At 36.2% G+C, this 22,085-nt stretch carries 13 protein-coding genes; all 13 read right to left on the minus strand.

Annotation, left to right across the window (positions count from 1 at the left end):
• Positions 1-35 precede the first annotated feature (35 nt).
• A complete protein-coding gene (locus ACESQI_RS16900; RefSeq protein WP_195661150.1) occupies positions 36-1,949 on the minus strand; it encodes a transglutaminase domain-containing protein in 1,914 nt (637 codons plus the stop codon).
• 14 nt (positions 1,950-1,963) lie between these two features.
• The gene (lepB, locus tag ACESQI_RS16905; RefSeq protein ID WP_195661151.1) at positions 1,964-2,677 is read right to left on the minus strand and encodes a signal peptidase I; all 714 of its coding nucleotides are present in this window, start codon (positions 2,675-2,677) and stop codon (positions 1,964-1,966) included.
• An 11-nt stretch (positions 2,678-2,688) separates the two neighbouring features.
• The gene (locus ACESQI_RS16910; RefSeq protein ID WP_195661152.1) at positions 2,689-3,558 is read right to left on the minus strand and encodes a DUF1573 domain-containing protein; all 870 of its coding nucleotides are present in this window, start codon (positions 3,556-3,558) and stop codon (positions 2,689-2,691) included.
• Entirely contained in the window at positions 3,555-4,778 is a 1,224-nt protein-coding gene (locus tag ACESQI_RS16915) for a 6-bladed beta-propeller (RefSeq protein ID WP_373126584.1), read from the minus strand. Before ACESQI_RS16915 ends, ACESQI_RS16910 begins: the two co-directional genes overlap by 4 nt.
• Positions 4,779-4,845: 67 nt before the next feature.
• A complete protein-coding gene (locus ACESQI_RS16920) occupies positions 4,846-5,217 on the minus strand; it encodes an NVEALA domain-containing protein (RefSeq protein ID WP_195661154.1) in 372 nt (123 codons plus the stop codon).
• A gap of 245 nt (positions 5,218-5,462) precedes the next feature.
• Positions 5,463-7,295 (minus strand): O-antigen ligase family protein, encoded by a 1,833-nt coding sequence (locus ACESQI_RS16925; RefSeq protein WP_229127703.1) that lies wholly within the window; start codon positions 7,293-7,295, stop codon positions 5,463-5,465.
• Between the two features lie 344 nt (positions 7,296-7,639).
• Positions 7,640-8,761, minus strand: a complete 1,122-nt coding sequence (locus ACESQI_RS16930) for an O-antigen ligase family protein (protein WP_229127704.1) — start codon at positions 8,759-8,761, stop codon at positions 7,640-7,642.
• The gene (locus ACESQI_RS16935; protein WP_373126585.1) at positions 8,703-9,293 is read right to left on the minus strand and encodes a hypothetical protein; all 591 of its coding nucleotides are present in this window, start codon (positions 9,291-9,293) and stop codon (positions 8,703-8,705) included. Before ACESQI_RS16935 ends, ACESQI_RS16930 begins: the two co-directional genes overlap by 59 nt.
• 28 nt (positions 9,294-9,321) lie before the next feature.
• Positions 9,322-10,428, minus strand: a complete 1,107-nt coding sequence (locus tag ACESQI_RS16940; protein ID WP_373126586.1) for a 6-bladed beta-propeller — start codon at positions 10,426-10,428, stop codon at positions 9,322-9,324.
• 378 nt (positions 10,429-10,806) lie between these two features.
• Positions 10,807-11,910, minus strand: a complete 1,104-nt coding sequence (locus tag ACESQI_RS16945; RefSeq protein ID WP_373126587.1) for a 6-bladed beta-propeller — start codon at positions 11,908-11,910, stop codon at positions 10,807-10,809.
• Between the two features lie 687 nt (positions 11,911-12,597).
• Complete coding sequence (locus ACESQI_RS16950; RefSeq protein WP_229127707.1) at positions 12,598-14,424, minus strand: DUF1566 domain-containing protein; 1,827 nt, start codon at positions 14,422-14,424, stop codon at positions 12,598-12,600.
• 2 nt (positions 14,425-14,426) lie between these two features.
• Positions 14,427-17,330, minus strand: coding sequence for a hypothetical protein (locus ACESQI_RS16955; RefSeq protein WP_195661159.1), 2,904 nt, complete (start codon positions 17,328-17,330; stop codon positions 14,427-14,429).
• 180 nt (positions 17,331-17,510) lie between these two features.
• Positions 17,511-21,572, minus strand: coding sequence for a response regulator (locus ACESQI_RS16960; protein ID WP_373126588.1), 4,062 nt, complete (start codon positions 21,570-21,572; stop codon positions 17,511-17,513).
• Positions 21,573-22,085 lie beyond the last annotated feature (513 nt).

The raw sequence follows: 22,085 nt of genomic DNA on the forward strand, positions 1-22,085 counted from the left end.
TAGTATGAACTAAATTTGAAAAACTACTTATTAAATTATACCGTTTCTCCTAAATCCGAAATAAATTCCTGTTTACCATCTTTCATATAAAAAATATGTTCTTCTTCACCTCGTGTCCTGTTGCGTAGATGCAACAAAGCATTCGCAGGTACATTATCATATTCAAGACACGTATCAGTAGCTATTTTCTGCCCTAATGAAATCCACCCTTTACTCCCTCCATGATAAAATAATTCATATACATCACCTATACGAATAAAATTATCATCATTCCGGGGCATGAATAAAAAACGGTTTATCTGCACCTGTTTACCGAAGTCAATGATAACAGGTATATCAATACTATCCGTTTTATAATACGTTAGCGGATCACCATCAAACGCGTAATCTAATACACGCATGACGTACGATTCCGGTGCAGCATCAATCTTAACAGGTATTATCAGACTATCCCGGTCACTATAAAATTGTAACTCCGCCAATTCAATAAATCTGCCCATAGCAGGTTTCATACACATATAGCGGCAGGTAACCGGTGCCGGAGGTAAAATCATATTATAATTTGATTTCAATGTATCAGTCACCACATAATGATAAGTATAGCTTTGAAAATCCTTCGTATTCGAAAAATAGAATCCACTTCCAACCATATCTCCCATCCTCACCTTACTCCATTTATATAATACCGCTTTGCGCAGTAACTCTACCTTCCCGCATTTATCCATGTCAGGCACAAATTCCTTTTTTTCTTTACCATCAAACAGAAAAGGATAATTCACCGACCGATACCTATTCCCTTCATAGACCAAAGGCACATATACACATTCCGGTTCCATACAGCGAAAAGCAGCTTTTCCCTTTTCTATTTTAGACATGGCTATCCCTACCCATCTATCCGGATGAAATGTTCCTAAATATCCATATTGGCCGGACAAAGAATTGCCAAAATCAACATCCAGCGCATTCTCAAAGTAATTGCACGACACATCTTTCCGATACCTGTCTTTAAAAAAAGCAGGAATATGTGTATCTTTATAAACACCGCTATATATTTCCGGCTGTTGGGCGTACATCCTTCTAAATACTTTCCCCATTTTACGATGATCTGTTTCAAAAATATCCCGCTTAATCCTCCCATCGGCAAACAAACAGGGTACATACTTACCTGTAGTATCCCTCACAACATTCCAGGTATGCGATTTTCTTGATTCCGGAGAATAAGCATAATAATCTACCGTAACAGGAATGCCCAACGCCCTCATTGTATATACAAAAAAGTCACATGCATCTCTGCAATTCCCCATCGGATGTTCCAGTAAAGTAGCCCCTCCCTGATGAGGAATACTAAAATCCCAACTATACCGGAAGTGTTCTTTCATCCGGAGTCCCACTATATCTGCCGCTTCAATTATATCTCTCGTATTGATTGAATCAAGTATATACGCATATTTCTGATAATAAGCATTTCTCCATTCTCCCAACGGTTCATTGTCTATCCGATAAGGCAATAGAAGTTCACAAAAATCTTGAAATGACAATTCTTTGTTCCATGATCGTGAACGCCAGGCCTCAAAAGCAGTATCAATATTCTTCTGTAAATATTCAGCTGTTATCACATGAGCATCATACACTTTATGCAATTTACGATAACCCACATTACCCCATTTCTTTATCAAATCCGGTTGTATAAGTCCAATACTGTCAATCGTTGCCATAGCCTTTTTTACGCTATCCAACTGCCACCCGTCATAACTAAAATAGTGTGGCATATTCTCAATTAAAAAACAGGCCGCACTATACTTCAACCCACTATCTTCATAATGCTTTAGCACTTTTTCCAACTCTATCCGATTATCACCGGCAAACTGAAGTGCGTACTCTAAACGGTCATTCTGCGAACAAGACGAAACGCCCCATATGAACACCCAATAAATAAAAAAATTTCTCATAGCAAGATATCTTGTTATAACTTTGTAAAAATTCTCTCCCAACGCACCGTGTCGGCTTTCCTATCTTTCGAGAACCAGATAAACTGTCCGACTCCCAAAATAAAATCATCGGGCAGTATTCCCCAGAAACGGGAATCATACGAATCTCCTGTATGATCTCCTTGCATAAAATAGTAATCGTGTTGAAAAGAGTAACTTGTTAATAATGAATCAGAAAGATACACCTTCCCTTTCTCCAACTTCATTTGCCGGGTTGTTTCATATTCGATACACTTATAATATTGATGATAATTTATAGAATCAATCTTTATACAATCGCCTTTTCCGGGTATATATACACTATTTTCTTTCTTATCCCATTGCCAACGATAAGTCTCTCCAGGTATACCCACACAACGCTTACAATAAAAAAGCTTCATACTTAGTATCATTTTCTTCTTATCTTCAGAATAAGGAAAGTTGAAAACAACGACATCTCCCTTTGCCACTGCCCGAACCCCTTCCTTACGACAGACTGTTAAATCACCGTTGGCATTTTCTTTCAAAACTCTACGCCCGGGAATCTGAAGATTAGCAACAATGTAATCTCCCTCAATCAGTGTTGGAGACATAGAATAAGTAGGAATGACACAGGAGGAGAGCCAATAGAGCCGTACCCATACATATCCCTGAAAAAGCAAAAAAAGTATTCCGGATACACACATACATCTTTTTAGTGTCGGTTTCATATTCTTCATATTCAGATTGCATCCCCTTTTATTTTTAACTTTATTGGAGCGTCTTTCACATTACAGTATAGTAAAATCGATTTATTGATATATTCCGGATATTCAGCTTTATATTTAACTGTCAACCGAAATTCCCCTCCTATTTCTATTGGAGACTTATTATAATCTACACTAACGCAGCCACAAGAAGTTATAACGTCATTAATAACCAAGCGGTTTCTTCCGATATTCTTCAATATAAAACAACCCTGCTGCTCTTGTAGCCAATCAAATTGTCCCATATTAAGAATATTTTTATCAACTCTTAGATCTGTTTGTTCTATAGTCTTTTGTTTATCAGTTATCCTATTCGAAATAATATTAAGATACAACTGTTTTATATTATTATTATGCACAGGATTTCCAATAGCGACTACCCGGTTTTCTGCATTTAATAAGAAGGTCTGAAACATTAGATTTGAAGGAAATTTATTCAAAATATTCAAAGAATCATTCTTATCAATGCAAACCGGATAATAAAATTTATTATGCTTCAATATAAGATTAACATCTGTCTTATTACTATTTGAAATATAAAACATAACAGCTATCGATTTATTCGATTCTTTTTTTACCTGCTTAATAAATTTATCCCATTGTATTAGATTTAATTTACAACTAATACAAGATAACGAGTCTATATAGCTAAGCAATAAATAATCATATCCGGGTTTATGTTCCACTGTATCACCATCAAAAGTAGTATGTGCCATCTTCTGTGGAAAAACAATTTCTTTATTGTTCCATTTTTCTACAAGCGATTTTAATTCTCCTTTCCCCTCATTCCCATTACAGGAAAGCAAACAAAATAAACAGATAAGTCCTTTTATTAATAACCTCATTTTAATCGAAATTTTATCAAAATAGGATTCGAGTTCTCATTACATTCATTAATCATCTTTCTCAAAGATTCATCTGCAATAGAAATATCAGTATTTTTTTTCATATATTCTTTCATGAGATAGCCATCAGCAAAAGCAAGATAATAATCTCCGGAAACTCCTACAGGCATAGAAAAAAGATTTCTGATAACCCCTTCATAATCCTTAGTAATCTTAAATAATTGTTTTTGCCTTTTATCGTAATAATAATTTTGATTTACAATCAAATTATTATTACCTTTACTTAAAGAAAAAAACAAATAGTCCGAGGTTTCGTGAACAGGTCCTCCGAAAGCCGTATAGCCATCTTGTTTTATCAGGCAATCTATCTCTCTCCATGATAACTCTTCCTGTGATTTATCCCAAATGCTACGTTTATGTTTGATTACATATTTAACATAATACTCCTTAGGAGACTTTATACAATAGACCGTATCCGACAAAGTAGGAGTAAATAAGAGTTCATTGCAAGAATTATATTGAGCGATTCTCGATACAGTGTATCGTTTTTGTATCGGGGCAAAAGGAAAAGCTTTGCAACAAATAGAATCACCTCGAGATACGGCTATATGATAATTCAGATTTTCATCATAACTCTGTCCAAAACCAAGTTGGTTGATTATATTTCCGTCCATTGCATTGATAAAAAAAGCAGGACATGAAGCTTCTTTACGTAAAAATTTCCCATCCAAATCATAATATAGAGTTCTACTTGACAACCGATCTTTCAAGCAAAGCTCCTTGATGGATGTATCAATAGACATACCAGCTAAACCAATATACTCTTCCGGCCCTTCACCCCGATCATCTATCACACAAAGCAGCCTCCCATTCATATCAAAAATAAAAACACTCTCTGCTATATAAGCGTCCAGAATGTAAATCTTTTCATTATACAGCAAAACTCGATCAACTTCTCCTATCAACTCTTTAGAGTCTAAGGGAATATACGAGATATCAACTAATTTATTCTGTAAAGAATCAGCACTAATCTCTATAGGGTGATCCATATTGATTTCCAGATATTCATGGGAGAGCCTTTGCATCATAGGAGATTTTTCTATACTTGCAGAAATATGTTCACCATAACTGTTACGATTTGTTTGATTACAAGATACAAGTAAAAAAAGAAAGGTACCAACAAAAAAGAACCTTATCTTTAATAAAAAAAAATTAATCATACAAATTATTTTTTAATGTAGCTGGTTAGATTTATCAAAAATAAATCTAACCAATCACGGATTTTACTCATTTCACAGTACAGGAACTTCCATTGACACAATTACCCGAACCATCACCACACACAACTTTTTTACCAGATACTTGTTCGGTTATCACTATACCCGCATCAATCCCTGATGTAATCACACAATCAGTTAATACAGGACACCAGTCTCCAAATCTCGAATTATACCAATGTTCATCTGTATCCCAATCTGTTCCATCCCATCTAAAGCCGGACCCACCTTCATTAAACTCTCCTTCGTTTGCCAACGCTTCTACATTTGCTAATGCCATATCTGATATAGTTGGATTAGCTTGTGAAAGATAAACATTATAGCCTGCAAATATTGCAACTACAATAACATAAATATTCAGATAAATAAATTTTCTCTTCATTTTTTTCTAATTAGCAGTTAAATATTTTCTAATTCATCACAAATAATACATACATTTATTATCTCTAAACTTTCATATCGAAGCCCCTCCTTTGGCTATCCAGAATGGACAAAGGAACAATTCAGTCATACCCTTTCGAAACATTATGACTATTGAACCACTATCACATTCACTCAACAATGAATAATACATAAAATTATACAAGCAGATATTATTTACTTCATAATACAAAATCAATCCTCGTATTAGTCAGCATGAAGTATCTGCAGTAGCTCTATCATATCCGATCGCATTTCATCAATAGCTTTTGACTCTACTTTAGGCTTTTTGAGTAAGACAATAGAAGCCATCTCATCGACTTTGTCCTTGTCAAAGAACATTGGTTCAGCATATAATTTAGCTAATAAATAGTAAGGATAGATACGTCCGGGCAATAAATGAACAGATGATTTAAAACTATTTTCTGCAGCTAAATAATTCCTTGCTTTTTGATAATTTCGTCCTTGCAAATTATACAGCATCGAGCCATTACAAACCATTAATGCACGCTTCAATATTAAATTAGCTTCGTCGTATCTCTCCAGTGCTGTAAGACATTTGGCATAATCCAGCATAAAATTAGAATTGTGCTTCAACACTTCATAAAGTTTACCATAATCTTCTACTGTCTTGTCCACTAATTTATCCGAGTATACAAACTTTGCACGACACCAGCTATCATCTACCTCTTTCAAATAACGTAATGAGTATGATTCCCCCATACTTCCCAACAAAACAGCCAATGAGACCAACGAAGGAAGTAGCAATAATCCCTTACAAGAACACCATTCTTTCCATTCTGAAAAACAAGCAGCCAAAAGCAAAACACCGGCCACCCCAAAAGATAGTATGTGTGAAGGATAAGAATATAACGAAAACACAAATAAAGACAACAAAGCAGAACAAGTACCATAATTCTTAATACGTACTCCTTTTTTTAAAACCAGAAAAAAGAAAAAGAAAAAGAAAACTAATATTAAAATACCTCCTTCTATACATATTTGTAACCACTCATTAAAAGCATACTCAGGAGAGCCTGCTACATACTCTTCTAACTCTGTATAATTGCCGGAAGCAAAATAAGCGGATTGTGCCCGACCATATACGGAAGGAAAACTACCAGGTCCATACCCTAATATCGGCCGTTCCAGAATAGCAGTAATAGTATTCTTCCAAATAAAGATACGCCCTGCAGCCGAAGCTGATTTTATCTGAAATAACAGAAAAAAGCTAAATAATAGAATTCCCAAAGCTAACAAAGAATATAATGCCAGCATACAAGGATGCTTTCTTGCATATTGCTTTAGCGCATTGATCCAGTTTAAACGTACCGCCAATAGCCACAAACAACTAACAAATACTGCCAACCATGCCGAGCGGCTCATTCCAGCCGGAACAACACTCAACATCAAAAAGAGAGCTAAATAGCAAAAATAACGAGGAAAACCTTTAGACAGCAATAAACGATCAAGGCATAAAGGAATAATCATAGCAATATAACCGGAATAAGGTCCCGGGTTATAAAAAGGACCTGTTATAGAAAACAGAGCGTGATTAGATTTCTGACAACCATAAAGTTGGAGTAATCCCCAAATAGCAAACAAAGCTCCTACTCCAATAAGGCTAAAAATAAAGCAAGATTTTAGATTTAAAGAACTCGAGAATATGATTCGTGCAGCAAACCATAATAGTAATAATAAGAAAGCATAAATTATCTTCCAATTAGCCAGTTGAAGTTGATAATCATAGCGGGCAGCATAATAAGCAACTATTAAAACCAGTAGAGCATCAATTTTAGAAAACCGAAAATAACTTTTACCTATAATAGATAAAAATAGCGAAATAGCAGAAACTAAACCAATACTTAGCGACAAAGGTAAGAGCTGAAAATAGTTGTCATTCATTTTAAATGGGAAGAATGTACTACACAATGTAGCACAAAAAACCAAGACAATCAAAAACATGAATGCAACATATTTTAAATGCAAATTACTATGAGAAAGCACTTCACTAACCTTATAATCAAAAATAGTTTTCATAGCGTCGATTTTTCAATAATACTATACTCACAAAGGAGTTCTAACGTTACAAAGGAAGACGAAAAGTATTGAAAACATGTATACAATAGTGCCAAAACTGTCTGAATATACAAGAAAACATAGACGGAGACAGTTTTGTCCAAATCAATTTCAATAAATATTGCTTTTCGTGATATTATTCAACATTTTGTCTAAAAATGTGATATAGAAAGGAAACACTTTTTTGTTATAAGTACTGATTCAATATTAGTATACTATATAAATACGAATTTATTGAAACACAAATGAATGCAGATTTTCGCGAATTAGAAATCCTTTTCTAAATATACGTTTCAATAACATTTTCATTTATTTCCTATTATCGTTTTTATGTCTGTGCGCATTTCCTCAACAGCTTTAGAGGGTACTTTAGGAGATTTATTCAAAACTATATCAACCATTTTCATAGCCTCTTCCTTTTTAAAGAAAGACGGAGACAAATAAAGTTTCGCTAACAAATAATAGGGATATATACGTCCCGGCAATAAATTGATAGAACGCATAAAATATTTCTCAGCATTTTCGTAATCTCTCATTTGTTGGTAATTCTTTCCAATCACATTCAAAATAACAGGATCACAACTATACAAAGAAGCCTCCTGCAATATTTCATTTGAGTATTTATATTTTTCCAGTTTATGTAAACAAAGTCCATACTCAAACAAGAAGAGAGCTTTCTTTCTCAAAACCGGATATAACTTCTCATAATCCTCTTTTGCTGCAGAGTATGCTCCAACATCATATCGAGCTTTAGCATCTTCCCATCTTATAGATTCTTTATATGTATTTGTATTCAACCAATATCCTCCTAAAAGTCCTATAAACACAGCAAAAAGACTCCAACCTTTCCAAGAATTATCTAAAACGCAGGAGACCAATAAGATAATTAAAGTTATCACAAAAACAGGAAATTGCATCGGATATGAAGAAAAAGCGACAACCATTAATGAAATAAGACTTCCACAAATGCCTATTCTTTTTTTCGTCCAACCACTATAAAAACAATAAGCCAATAACGACAATACACCTATCAAAAAAGGTATACCACCTTCCAACGCAACCTGTATATATTCATTAAAAGCATATTTAGGATTTCCAGCCACTAATTCTTCCCAATCAGCATACATTCCTTGGGCAAAATATTTTTCTTGCGTAATACCATAAGTTCTGGCAAAACTATTATATCCATAGCCCGTTAAAGGTTGCTCTAAAATAGCAAGGCTACTTATTTTCCACATGAAAAACCTTCCATTTGCAGAATTTTTCTTCAAGAGAAAACAAGCAACTATAATAATACAAAAGCAGATTGCTGCAAGAAATGCTATTTTATAAAACTTTCCTTTATTCAACAACCATACTTGCTTACATCTATCCACCCATGAATAATGAATAGACAATATCCACCCTCCGGCAACAATCACTGCCATCCATGCAGAACGGCTCATTCCTGCAGGAAGAACACAAAGGCATCAGTAACAAAACAACCAATGAGAAATAGAAGCAAGCATTATCTACCCATTTTTTCTCTTTTACTGCTTTGAAGTATAAGTATTCGTTCAAACAAACAGGAAATACCATGGCTAAATAACCAGAATAGGGACCCGGATTATAAAAAGTACCCGTAATAGAGTATAAATAATGATTTGAAAAAGTGACCCCCAATATTTGACATATTCCCCAAACAGCTTCGATTCCTCCCAACAGAATGAGTTCCCATTTTATTATACAATAGAAAACCATTCCCAAATTATTTCCACTAAAAAATAATTTCGCAAACAATGCACCTATCATAAATAGAATCCCCGCTCTTCCCAACCACATCCACTGACCGGACATTTCACCTGCAGGGATTCCTGAAAATGACAAACACCCGACCATTAATAAAGAAAATGTCGAAATTGACAGTAAGGCAACACTAACTAAATTATTCCATTGCATAAATTTATCTTTGCAGGCCATGTTTACTATTAGGAAAAATAGATTATGATCACTTAAACACCCATTTATTGACAATCATAACTTGCTCATTAAAGTCCATATTCTTATACTGTTTGGGACAGTCATTAAATTGATATTCATCCGTAAATGTTGTTACCAATGTATTAGGAAGATTGGAAGAAATCATAGTCCCTAAAGAAGAATAACCGGGAAAATCAATGAAAGGCTTCTTGAAGACTGTCATCTTTTGTGCCTTTTTAGAATATAGAGAAAATGCTGCAGAAGTATAACCCGGTAAAGACCACAATGAAAAAATATAATTGTCAGTATTAAGAGTTATTGAACTATCAGCATAACCTTCATTGACATCCATCTCTCTATCAATGCCCTTAAAATCACCTAACATTTTCGCATTTGCTCTCAATTGTATCACTTTTTTCAATGAATGTTTTTTTATATCAAAGGAGTAATAGGTTCCCGTGGGAGATTCATAAATACCTATTAATCCCTCCCCAAGCATAGATAAGGTATTCCAACTACTATGAATATAAGGATAGACATCTTTATTTGCATACAATATTTCTGATTTCTCCCCTTTTTCATTCATAATCCAAATCCCACGATTATTTTTTGCAGGTGCTATCCGATGACATAGAAATCTCCCATTCGACAAATATACTATGTCCTCATATACAAAACTAAATGGAAATGATATTGTATTTATAAAATTTCCCTCCTGAGTGTAACTAAAAATCCTTCGAGTATCAAGATCACTTACAAACACGGTATCTCCATTCAAGAAACAAGAACTACACGAAGAAAACTCTCCCGGTCCATTTCCAAGTTTTCCTATCGTATTTAGAAAATTTCCTTGACAATTAAAGCGGAATATCTTTGTTTGTTTTTTATCAACTACATAGATATTTGTATCGGTAAACAAAATCTCCGAAGTTACACCAAAAAACAAGGGGCTTGGAAGTTCCAGTCTAACAGAAATTAAGGTATCAATAAATGACGATACCGATACTTCTTCAACTGGATTAAATAAATCCACCTCAACAATGGGAAAAATATCTTTCTCATTATTTCTATCCTTACAGGATACAGATACCAACACACCCAGTATTACTATAACAAACTTGATCAGAATTTTCATATTATTTTATTTTTAATGATTAAGAGAATATCCTTTAAAAATATTCTCCTAATCATATTATTTTACTTGCAACCAGACAACCCTTTCGCACATCCGCTATATTTACTCTCATCCTTTTCACAACATGGAACCTTAGTTGGATATGGATAATCTCCAATATATACATCCATAGAACTCAATCTACTATAAGGTACCAAGAGTAGACTTATCTGTATTCTCTGGATCAGTAGGTCCATCCGTATGTTTCGGATCAGAGAACGCTTCTATATTTTCCAACAACAAATCTGAAACCTTCTAATTTTTCTGATATGCATATCAGTAATACCTTAATTCTACAACGAACTATTAAAAACCAATAAAAAGAAAAATAGATTATGATCACTTAAACACCCATTTATTGACAATCATAACTTGCTCATTAAAATCCATATTTTTGTATTGCATTGGACAATCATCAAATTGATATTCATCCGTAAATATTGTTACCAATGTATTAGGTAGATTGGAAGACATTGGAGTTCCTAAAGAAATATAACCGGGAAAATCTATCAGAGGTTTCTTAAATACACTTATTTCCTTTGTCTTTTTTAGATACAAAGAAAAAACTCCAGTATGATTAGAGAGCGCCCACAATGAAAATATATAATTACTTGCATTAAGTGTTACTATAGAATAATCATACTCTTCTTTTACATTAAAAATCTGATCAATACCTTTAAAATCACCCAACATCTTCATTGTAGATCTTTGCTGAAATACTTTATCAAGCGTATGCTTATGTACATCAAAAGAATAATAAGAACCAGTAGGTGGCTCATAAATTCCAATTGAACCATCTTCCATCACAGACAAAGTGTTCCAATCAGAATTACAATATGGATATATCTCCTCATTTGCATATAGCACCTCGGCCTTTTCCCCTTTCTCATTCACAATCCATATTCCCCGATTATTTTTTGAAGTCTCTATTCGGTGACACAAAAAGCCACCGCTTGGCAAGTACGCAATATTATCGTATACTAAACTAAATGAAAAAGGAATAACATTTATAAAGTTGCCTTCCGAAGTATAACTCAAAATCCTACGCGTACCAAGATCACTAACAAAAATAGTATCACCTCCTAAAAAACAAGATTTAATAGAAATAAATTCCCCAGGGCCGTTTCCCATATTTCCCACCGTATTTAAAAATCGTCCGCTATTATTAAAACGAAAAATTTTCTCTTGTTTTCTATCAACAACATAAACATTTGTATCGGAAAATAATACCTGAGAAGTTACACCAAAAAACAAAGGTTTTGGCAACTCTAATCTAACCGAAATTAAAGTGTCAATAAATGACGATACCGGCACTTCTTCAACTGGATTAAATAAATCCACCTCAACAACAGGAAAAATATCTTTCTCATTATTTCTATCCTTACAGGATACAGATACCAGCACACCCAGTATTACTATAACAAACTTGATCAAAATTCTCATATTTTATTTATTTTTTAATGATTAAGAGAATACACCCTCTTAATCACAATATAGAGCAAAATAATTCGCACAACCAATATTTAATAAGTCTACTCTCTCCCAAAAGAGTTGATGCTACAAAGAAACATAAAGTATATTCAAAAGATGTATACAACAGTGCCAAAACTGTCTGATTCTGTAAGAAAGCATAAACTACAACAGTTTTATCCGAATTAATTCAAACAATTAACACCTTCTATTAAATTATCCAATATTTTTCTCACAATAAAATGATAATTCCAACCTCTTAATCTGATTTTATAGTTGTCTAATTGAGAAAAACACTGTTGAAATGTATATATTAGCAACAACAAAGCATATTAGAATTAAACAATTGAAACATACTATATTGCATGATTATTATTTGATTTCTGATTATAAAACACCCGGATGTTTTTAGTGATAACATCCGGATGTTCAACAAAAGAACATCCCCATGTTGTGCTCCAAAACATGGGGATGTTTTTAATTCTCATCTTTGTAGATAATAGATGAAGAAAGCAAACGATCTATAGAGATAAAGTACGTTATGATTAAGTATAAGAAAGTATATGTTTAGAAGAAAACAATCAATGCCTCCATATCAATCATCCTCTACGTAAATAAAACAACATAGGTTATCATTTATATAAATAATCATTCTCAACATCAACGAACAATAATCTTCGCAGACTGTATCTTTACTCCATCCTGATTTATATTCAGAAGATATACTCCCGGAGTGGAAGGTGCCGACAACAGCAACGGGCTATTCGAATAAAAGTCTGAACGAGATATACTTAAACCATCAATAGAGAGTATCTCAATCTGATATAAACCTGTTTCAGCCGTATGAAAATGAATTTCCATCGCCTCTCCTTTCACCGGAGATGACGGATGAACCACAAACTGATTTCCATTTACAGACGGATTAACAACTCCGGTTGTTGTAGCGACTGCATACGCTCCGACAGGAATATCTATCATATCTCTATAATTATTACCATCCATATCTCTAAAGACATATCGTCCGGGAATATTTGATTTTGTCCCCGCTTTAGCACACGGTGAACTGGCAAGCAGATGAAAATCACCATTCAGAGGATTTACAAAATTAGGACCGGATATATTCTCATTCTTTTCGTGCAATACAATGACTGGCTGATCTACTGTGGTAGTCGCTTGTCGGACAGCACAATTATAGGCGGGTATATCCACAAAATCCAAAGGGGAATTATCTACGTCATAGTTATTCCAAAACAAAGAATTTTTGATAGCTGACAAAGCAGCACCTAAAGCCATTTCTACTGCATACTCTCCTTTTTTCATCGCAACATTATTCACAATTGTAGAATTATAAATGTAAGCTCTTTCGCTCATATATATAGCCGATGCTTCGGGAGCTTGATTATCATATACAAGGCAAGAGATAACATATGACCCCTCGTTCAGATACAAACCTCCTCCCATTCCTTTGATAGTATTCGTATCCACTCTCCTTACTCCACGCAACTTATTGTACTGCAAAGAGTGTATCTTATTAATAGAGTTACTTGCAAAATTCACATACCACAACTCTCCCAGCCCAGTAGTCGACGCTGCTGTTGACGACCAGTACCGATTGCCTTCAATGGGAGTTTTATTATTTTTTTTCAGAGTTTCATTAACCAGGACTCCGGTTTCAGACAGAGTTCCGGATAAAGTGTCCGGTGACAGGAGAGTGCTCCATTCGCCGATAGAAGGTATGTACCAATCAGAGATTGTTCCGGCTGAAGTAACCGGTTTATACTCCGAAAGAGCTTTTGCAGCCCGGGATTGCACCAGTGCCTCCGTATTCTTTTTACCGTCCCAATCTTGCAAAGCATTCTCCAGTTTATAGTAGCTTTTCAACCCAACAACAGAAGACTGGAAATTTTTCCCGTATTCTTCAACTGCCAAAATATGAGCTTTACCTTCACTTGCATAAAAAATAACTCCACCCAATGACTCTATATAATCACCTATATTAGCATTACCACCTATATTATGGCGTATAATACAAGCCTCCAACACAGTATTGTTGAAAAGACAAGCCCCTGCTCCGGACAGGGCATATCCATTCTGAATAACAAATCCCGATATAACAGTACGGGATGAGAAGTCTTTCTCCTGAGTAAGTACTCTCTGCTTATTCCCTCCATCCAAAATAGTCAGATTCTGTCCGCTTCCGGGTAACTGACGGTCTATAAAGGATCTTTCCGTTCCATCAAAACCTCCCCCCATACAAACGCCGTCTTTCAGAGTAAATCCGCCATAATAAGTACCTGCGGCAACACAAATTGTATCACCGGCAGATGCATTATTTATCATATCCTGCAAATTGTTTGAAGCATGAGCCCAAGAGATACCAGACCCCTGACCGGAATTTACCGGCTTCACATAATAACTCTTTGCCGACAAAAAAGATACAGCAATAAGAGAGAATAAAATTACTAACAGGTTTCGTTTCTTTATCATGATCATTGAAGAGTTAGTTTTAGATAGTTAGTAGACAAATTTTTCCCTCCATTCGAGGAAACAGCCGTTAAAGACATCTTAAAATATTTGGTGCCGGAGGTATGGAATGTATAATCTCCCATATCCAGTGTTTCCATTTTCTCAGCACCCGTTGTTGCCTGAGAGAATGGTTTTCCGATATCCGTATAATTTATATTATCCTCGGATACTGCCCATCCACACTCCCCACGGCTACTTTTAGACAATTTATAATTTAATGATATGTTATAAGTCCCCGCTGAAGGAATCTCTAATTTATAGACAACATAGTCTCCTACCGCATTCATACCGGCAAATGAACTGTACCCCCCTTCCGAATCGGGATTACCATTAAAAACAGAAGACATTTTTATCTTATCATCAGAAAGAATAAGATTGTCGTGCAGGTTTTCCAGATCATAGCGCAAACCACCACTAAAGCCAGGATAGCCATCCTCCTCTTCTTCGCCCTCGGGAACAGAAGTGCAACGTAATTCTCCCTGTCCATTTTCGTCTAACAGGATCCGATAGTGATTTACTTTATTTTCCGCCTGATAATATAAAATAGCCAAAGCCTCTTCGTTCGCCTTTCCTTTAAGAGTAACAGTCAGTACACCATCCATATAGTTTTCCTGGTAGTCATCTACATTCTCGTTCATATAAAGCACCTGCACCGGCTGACCGGCTTTCATTTCCTGTATCCAGAATGCTTTTCCACGAGAACTGTTCTGGTACATATTGATAGCAAATGCCCCTTTCTTTAAATCAGCTCCCGTAAAAACACCCTCAAAATGATAGGTAAACTGCCGGGTATCATCAAGTGTTATATCTTCAATCAGATAGTACTTCCGATCATCCAACCAACGAATCGGAAGAGGCATCTTACCAATATGTCCTACTTCGCCACAATTACTACTGATTAGTAAAGCCTTATCTTTCTGTTCAGTAGTATACATCCAGGATAGGGGCCCCGAACCAAAATCCCAGTTTGCCACTTCATTGCTATCCCAACCCTTCCCCAGATAAACCGGGCGAATAATTTGTGTAGACATATCAGCAATACGTTTACTTCTACGCCATTTATTGAACTTAGCCATCAGCTCTATCCCTTTCTGACTCCACTGATCGGGACAAACACCGAATTTGATATCACGGGCTACCATAAATTTATAATAATCCTCCATCAGGGCACTATGTGTACCTCCAAAGTAAACAGAATTGAGAGGGTAATGCCCAAAACAATAACTTACCATCCCAATAACACCTCCTCCGGCATCTCCTACAGAAGTCATAAATCCGTTATAAGGAATATGAAGCAGTTCCACCGCCCTGTCCCCCTGAGTAGGATGGATATCCAGTTCACTGGTTACTTTTACGATGTATTGCGGATACTTATCAGCCAGCTCATTCATCAGGTTCTTTGTTCTGACTACCTTCCTGTAGACATTGTCACTGGGATAACTATGCGAAGTTTCATCAAGCACTTGCCACATCTCTGTAAGATCAACCATCTGATGGGACATATGATGATCCTCCAATAATGTTCTTACTTTCTCTCTTTTTGCTGAAATAAAAGCCGGATCAGACAAGTCAAACCCCATGTTATGATTGCCTCCACTCATACTGTACCACAGACCAAACATAAGCCCGTTGTCATGGATAAAATCGGTTAATCCTTTAAAATCGGTCGTTACCATAGGAGAGGGAACTATTTCATCCCGGTGTGTGCCACTATTATCAAGACCGGTATTCGTACTGTTAGGGTTATTCCATCCATCATCCCACATCACCATATCCATTCCTGCCTCCTTTGCTTTAGGTATGACAACTTCACGGTAAAAACGGTCAGTACGCTTTCCGGTAGTAAACCAGTCCCAGTCATTTGTATTAAATAAAGTTTGCGTATCGTGATATTTATAGCGTTTACGCAAATGCTCTTCTACTGCCATTTTACCGTCTACCATATCTCCGGTAAATAAAGTGAGGTTAACCGCTATATATTCAAATTTCTCTTGTGGAAAGAGTACCAACTGGAACGATTCCGGATGGGTAATCACCTGTACATAATCGGAAGCGGATGAAGACCAGGCTGTTGCACCGGCAAAAGAGCGGTGCATATATTCATAAGCGGATGAAGGAACTTCCGGGCCATACTGAGTCCGCCAATTCACTTCCGGTGCCAAATACCATCCTGTCCCATCTTCGTATCTGTTTAAAAGAACTTTAGCCACTCTTTTTCCTTTATTATACAAAGGAGCTTCTTCCACACCTCCAGTAGTACTTTCCCACTTCGTATTGCAGGAAAAATGCAAATGATGAGGATTGTTAGGAAGATTTAAACGCAAAACGGTTGATTCTTCAATAACAAAACGATAATTACCGGTGAGGTTCTTTAAATAGTTCTGTATACGTAGCCCTGACTTGCCATCATAGATTTCGGCACATATAGTTACTTCCAAATCTTCGTTTTGAACAACAACAGAAAGTCGTTTTCCCAAAGACTCTTTCCCGGAAAAAGTTGTCATCAGAATGTCTTCTACAGAAGAACCGGCCAGGCTCCATCCTTTCATTCCGGCAGAATATTCAAACGGATAGGATACAAGTTCTCCTTCTTCTGTTTTTTTATGAGCCACCGCCCTTCCTTTATAATGGAATAAAGAGGAACTTCCGTGTCCGGTCAGGCATTCCGACTGAGAAGTTTTATTATACAAATGAGTAAAAAGTAATTGCCCTGAAGAATTCAGTTCTATTTGAGCTGACAAGGTTTCATTTTCAATAAGCCACACCGAAGTTCCTTCCCGGGTTGAAGGAGTAATGCTGGCTTTGTCTTCGGCAGCAATAGAAATAAAGGGCCACAATAATAACAAAGGTAAAAGAATTTTCTTCATAAATCAGCGGATTTGTTTTCATACTATTAAGAATCAGCTGCACCAAAGTGCTTGACTCTACAAAAATATGTGCCGAAATACAAATCAAACTTCTTTTTTGTGACAAAAATGTCTCCAATAATGTCTTTACACTATTGAAGTCACTTTTGTCACGAAAAAGGACACTTATAGATGCGATTTTTATGATAAAGTCTCATCCTTATGATTATGAGCCTCGCGGAACTCTCTCGGAGTGGTATTGAATCTCTTATCAAACTCTTTATAAAAATGAGAACGATTATTGAATCCCGACTTATAGATAATCTCCTGAATCGTGAGCTTTGTAGTTTTCAGTAACTTAGCCGCATGATGAACCCTGTAATCTTTGATAAAGTCTTTTGGAGGTAGCTGATCAAGCTCTTTAAACTTGCGATACAAATTACGAATACTGAGCTGCAGATAACTCGCCATATCTTCCGGAGAAAGTTCGGCATTATCCATATTCTCATTAATAAAGGCAATCACATTCTGCATGAAGTCCTTATCTTCTTTCTGCATAAGTTGCCCGTTTGTAAACTCATACGCACTGGCAGAAGAATTATAGTACTCTTTTAATTTATTGCGATTATCAAGCAAACGGTCTACCACCGCACACAGATAAGTCGCATTAAACGGTTTCGGTATATAGGCATCCGCCCCCGCTTCGATACCCTCTATTTTTTCTTCATTCGTATTCTTTGCCGAAAGAATGATCAATGGAATGTACATCGTATGCTTATTCTGTTTGATCTGACGGGTGAGTTCAAAGCCGTCCGTTCCCGGCATCATGATATCAGTAATAACAAGATCGGGCATCTCGGCTTTCAGGATAGCCATTCCCTTCTCGCCGTCATCAGCTGTTACTATCCGATATTTGTCAGAAAGAATCTCCTGAACTAATCCCAATATCTCTTTATTGTCATCAATAACCAATATCTTCGCTTTCATGTCATTTGGAAGTTGCTCTGACGAAACAAGCGGTACAGGTATCGTTTCATTCTCAGTTGTTTCAGACATTTCTGCCTTATCCGGCTGATGGGAAGAAACAGAGGAAATCTGTTTTCCATCTGTCAACGGAGTTAACTCCAGTTCGGGCAGACTCACAATGAATTCTGCATATTTATCAACCTCACTTTCAATATGAATTTCCCCCTTTAATAACTCAACCATACTGTGGCAAATAGCCATTCCCAAACCGTTACGGGAAGAAAGCCCTTTCACTGCATTCTCTTCTATATTATCCAATATGCTATACCGATTGAAGATCAGCTCCCTGTTTTCTTCGCGAATACCTTTTCCGGTATTGTACACCCGCAACAAGAGGTGACTATTTTCAGTCAATACTCTGATACGAATAATACCTCCCTCCGGGGTATATTTAAAAGCATTGGAAATCAAGTTATTCAGTATCTTAGACAAACATCTGAAATCCGTATTCCAGTAAATGGATTTATCGACCTCCATCTCAAACGTTACTTTGTTTTGTTCCGCCAATTCGGAGAAGGAAACTGAAAGATCATTCAGCACTTCGTTGATATTCACCTGCTGGATATTACATGTTTTATGTCCCGTCTCCATCCTTCGAAATTCGATAACTTCCTGTATCAGCGCATTCAAACGTTCTGTATTCGATTTGATAAGCCGGACATACTTCCGGGTAAATGAATCTGTATTCGGATGTGTCAGAATTCGTTCACAGGGTCCGTAAATCAAAGTCAATGGTGTACAGAACTCATGGGTGATGTTAGTAAAGAATCGTAATTTTTCTTCATATACCTCTTCTTTATGGCGCTCCTCAAGCTTCTCGGCAATGATTTTTCTTTTTCGCTCATTTCGTTGCCCTATCCAGCGGAAAACATAGAAACCAATACCAATAATCAATAAAAAATAACCGATCTTGGCATAAATACTAAAATACCAGGGAGGAAGAATAACAATGGTAATACTTTCATATTGATCTTTAGAACCATCGGTACCACTATTATAGCGTACTTTCAACACATATTTCCCAGGAGGAATACTTGTGAAATGTGCCTCGTTTGTCTGTTCGGTATTCATCCAGACATTACTGAAGTTTTCCAACAGGTATGAGTAACTGCTATTTGCCCCATTGATAAAGTCCATAGCAACAAAAGATATAGAGAAGAAATTTTGGTTGTGTTTCAATTCCAGATATCGATTCTCGCCCTCTCCTTTCATCAAATCGTTGATATTATAGTCTTCATTGAAAATACGTAAACGGGTAAAATAGATCTCGGGCACCATTTTATTTTCTGTTATGGAATCCTCTTGAAGCCATACCACTCCATTGATCCCACCAAAAAAGATAGAACCGGTGAACGGACTCTGATAATAGGCATTATCACTAAACTCAAAAACATCCAAACCTGTTTTGTAGTTATATTGACGAAAGACTTCGCTATCGGGATTGAACTGAATAATACCGGTATTGCTACTGAGCCACAAATTACCACGGCTATCTTCTTTCATCCCATGTATCGTATTATTAGGCAAACCTTTATTTTCACTGTAACTGGTAAAAGATACACTATCTTTCTGATAACTGTCCAAACGGGTCAAACCATAGCTGGAGCCGAACCACAAACGTTGTTTACTATCCTTCAGAATACAAAGAATATCATCAATAGGCGGAATACCCACTTTGTTAAACCGGATATTCTGATAACTACCTGTATACATATTGAAACGAAACGCTCCGGAACCACGTGTACCGAGCCAAAGAATAGAATCATTCTCGGCATACATCGAATAAATCTGTATATCAAAACGCTTACCTCTTACCTCTGAGAGAAAAGCCTTGCTATCCTTGACAATAGGTTTATTGCCCTTCCACTCCACCGACAGTTTTAACAATCCTTTGTCTGCTCCTACCCATAAAACAGAATCACTGGCTTCATAAATGGTATGTACATACCGGGCATCGGAAATACGATGTATCTTCTGATCATCATAAGAATAATAACTGATTCCAGGTCCATCGGAACAAATCCAAAGAATATTTTTCCGGCTCAGTGAAAAAGCGAAAACAGAATTATTAGCCAGTCCATCCTGCATCGTATACTGAATGACATTGGAAGAAGAATATTCTTTTGCCATGCGATAGTTCTTGATACAGATTACTCCATTATCTTTTGTTCCAAGCCAGAGGTTTTCGTCTTTATCTGTCTGAATAGCACGAACCGGGCGTTTTTTCTTGATAGGAAACTGATTCAAAGTTATGTTACAGAAAGTATAAGCATCTTTTGTATAAGCAAACACACCTTGCCCATCAGTACCAATCCAGATTATATTCTGTAATTCGTCTTTCCACAACGAAAAAACGCCACAATTTATATCAATCTTTTCACTTCTATAACCTTCCTTTGCAATAAGCCGGAACAAACCGTTGGTCTTAAAACCAATCAGAATATCATCATCATCAAAAATGATGGTAGAGATTATGCCGTTCTGGTTGACAAGTTCAGAGATATTCGCGATATACTCTGCCTTCCCCCTATTCACTGTATATAAATCACGCTTGAGATCAACAAAAGCGAAACGCCCCCCATTATAACAGAAGTTTATTATCTCTGCCGAATGAGTGAGACCGGGATGTCTCACAATCCGCGGCGTCTTTTCATTTTTGAAGTCGACAGTAAACTTCCTGACTTTGCCTTGTAGTGTAATCCAGATAGTATCATTGTCATCAATGGTAAAATTATGTGCATATAAGTTCGTTATATCCTCACCAACAGAGATATCTATAAACCTTTTATTCACCTCATCGTAAAACGAGATGAATCCCTGTTTTCCCAATACAAAAAGATGATCTTTGCTGTCCTTTGCTATAAAATAACTATCACGAAACTCATCATAAGATTCTTCTATGCTGTTTTTCTTACGGGAGAGTTTATTCAGTCCCCACTTTGTATTTACCCATAAACACTGGTCTTTTGTTTCAATTATTTCTCTTATTACATTGCTCGAAAGACTCTTTTGGCTATTGACATGTGGTTTATAGACATAAATATCCCGGCCATCATACATATTCAACCCATCATAAGTACCCACCCACAGAAAACGCTCGCTATCTTGAAACAGACAGATAACAGAACTATTGGAAAGACCATCCCGATTGGTTATCTGTTTAAGATTATGAGAATAGGAAAAGAGTGCAACTAAAGAGAATATTCCTATCAAAAAACTCCTGATTCTTGTTTCCATATTATCCTACATAAGGTTAAATTCAATTCATAGTAAAACACAATTTTCTTCAAGCAGTAATCATCTAATATACATTAATACTTTATCACCTATACAAAAGGCTCTTTTACATTACAAAGAAAACAAAAAAGCAGGGATTGACAAAAAGAAAAGAGTATGAAATGATATCTTTAGAGAGCTATTACTCATAAGAATCAGTAGCTGATCAGATAAATAGTACTCTGTGAAACTTTGTGTTACTCTGTGGTGAGTTCATATCTGTACGGTTTTGAGCTTAATGGCGTTTGTCATTGCCATCAGTCTCTTTCTCCGGTATTGATAAAGCTCTATCCCGTAGAGTAACATAGGAAGCCTCGGTGGGTAACATTGTTTTAGATGTACATGTAAAGCAGTACGACATGTGCATGTGGGACAGCACGACATGTGCATCTCATGCTGCTTTACATGTACATCTAAAACAAGACTACTCACCGGGGAAAGGGACGTTCCTTTCTAAGAAAAACAAAGTACAAC

Source organism: Bacteroides sp. HPS0048 (genome assembly GCF_964240755.1).
Taxonomy (GTDB): Bacteria; Bacteroidota; Bacteroidia; order Bacteroidales; family Bacteroidaceae; genus Bacteroides; species Bacteroides nordii.

Bases quoted from the DNA above. Each gene is read 5' to 3' on its own strand.
- ACESQI_RS16900 (WP_195661150.1), bottom strand. From the start codon at position 1,949: ATGAGAAATTTTTTTATTTATTGGGTGTTCATATGGGGCGTTTCGTCT.
- lepB (WP_195661151.1), bottom strand. From the start codon at position 2,677: ATGAAACCGACACTAAAAAGATGTATGTGTGTATCCGGAATACTTTTT.
- ACESQI_RS16910 (WP_195661152.1), bottom strand. From the start codon at position 3,558: ATGAGGTTATTAATAAAAGGACTTATCTGTTTATTTTGTTTGCTTTCC.
- ACESQI_RS16915 (WP_373126584.1), bottom strand. From the start codon at position 4,778: ATGATTAATTTTTTTTTATTAAAGATAAGGTTCTTTTTTGTTGGTACC.
- ACESQI_RS16920 (WP_195661154.1), bottom strand. From the start codon at position 5,217: ATGAAGAGAAAATTTATTTATCTGAATATTTATGTTATTGTAGTTGCA.
- ACESQI_RS16925 (WP_229127703.1), bottom strand. From the start codon at position 7,295: ATGAAAACTATTTTTGATTATAAGGTTAGTGAAGTGCTTTCTCATAGT.
- ACESQI_RS16930 (WP_229127704.1), bottom strand. From the start codon at position 8,761: ATGGCAGTGATTGTTGCCGGAGGGTGGATATTGTCTATTCATTATTCA.
- ACESQI_RS16935 (WP_373126585.1), bottom strand. From the start codon at position 9,293: ATGGCCTGCAAAGATAAATTTATGCAATGGAATAATTTAGTTAGTGTT.
- ACESQI_RS16940 (WP_373126586.1), bottom strand. From the start codon at position 10,428: ATGAAAATTCTGATCAAGTTTGTTATAGTAATACTGGGTGTGTTGGTA.
- ACESQI_RS16945 (WP_373126587.1), bottom strand. From the start codon at position 11,910: ATGAGAATTTTGATCAAGTTTGTTATAGTAATACTGGGTGTGCTGGTA.
- ACESQI_RS16950 (WP_229127707.1), bottom strand. From the start codon at position 14,424: ATGATAAAGAAACGAAACCTGTTAGTAATTTTATTCTCTCTTATTGCT.
- ACESQI_RS16955 (WP_195661159.1), bottom strand. From the start codon at position 17,330: ATGAAGAAAATTCTTTTACCTTTGTTATTATTGTGGCCCTTTATTTCT.
- ACESQI_RS16960 (WP_373126588.1), bottom strand. From the start codon at position 21,572: ATGGAAACAAGAATCAGGAGTTTTTTGATAGGAATATTCTCTTTAGTT.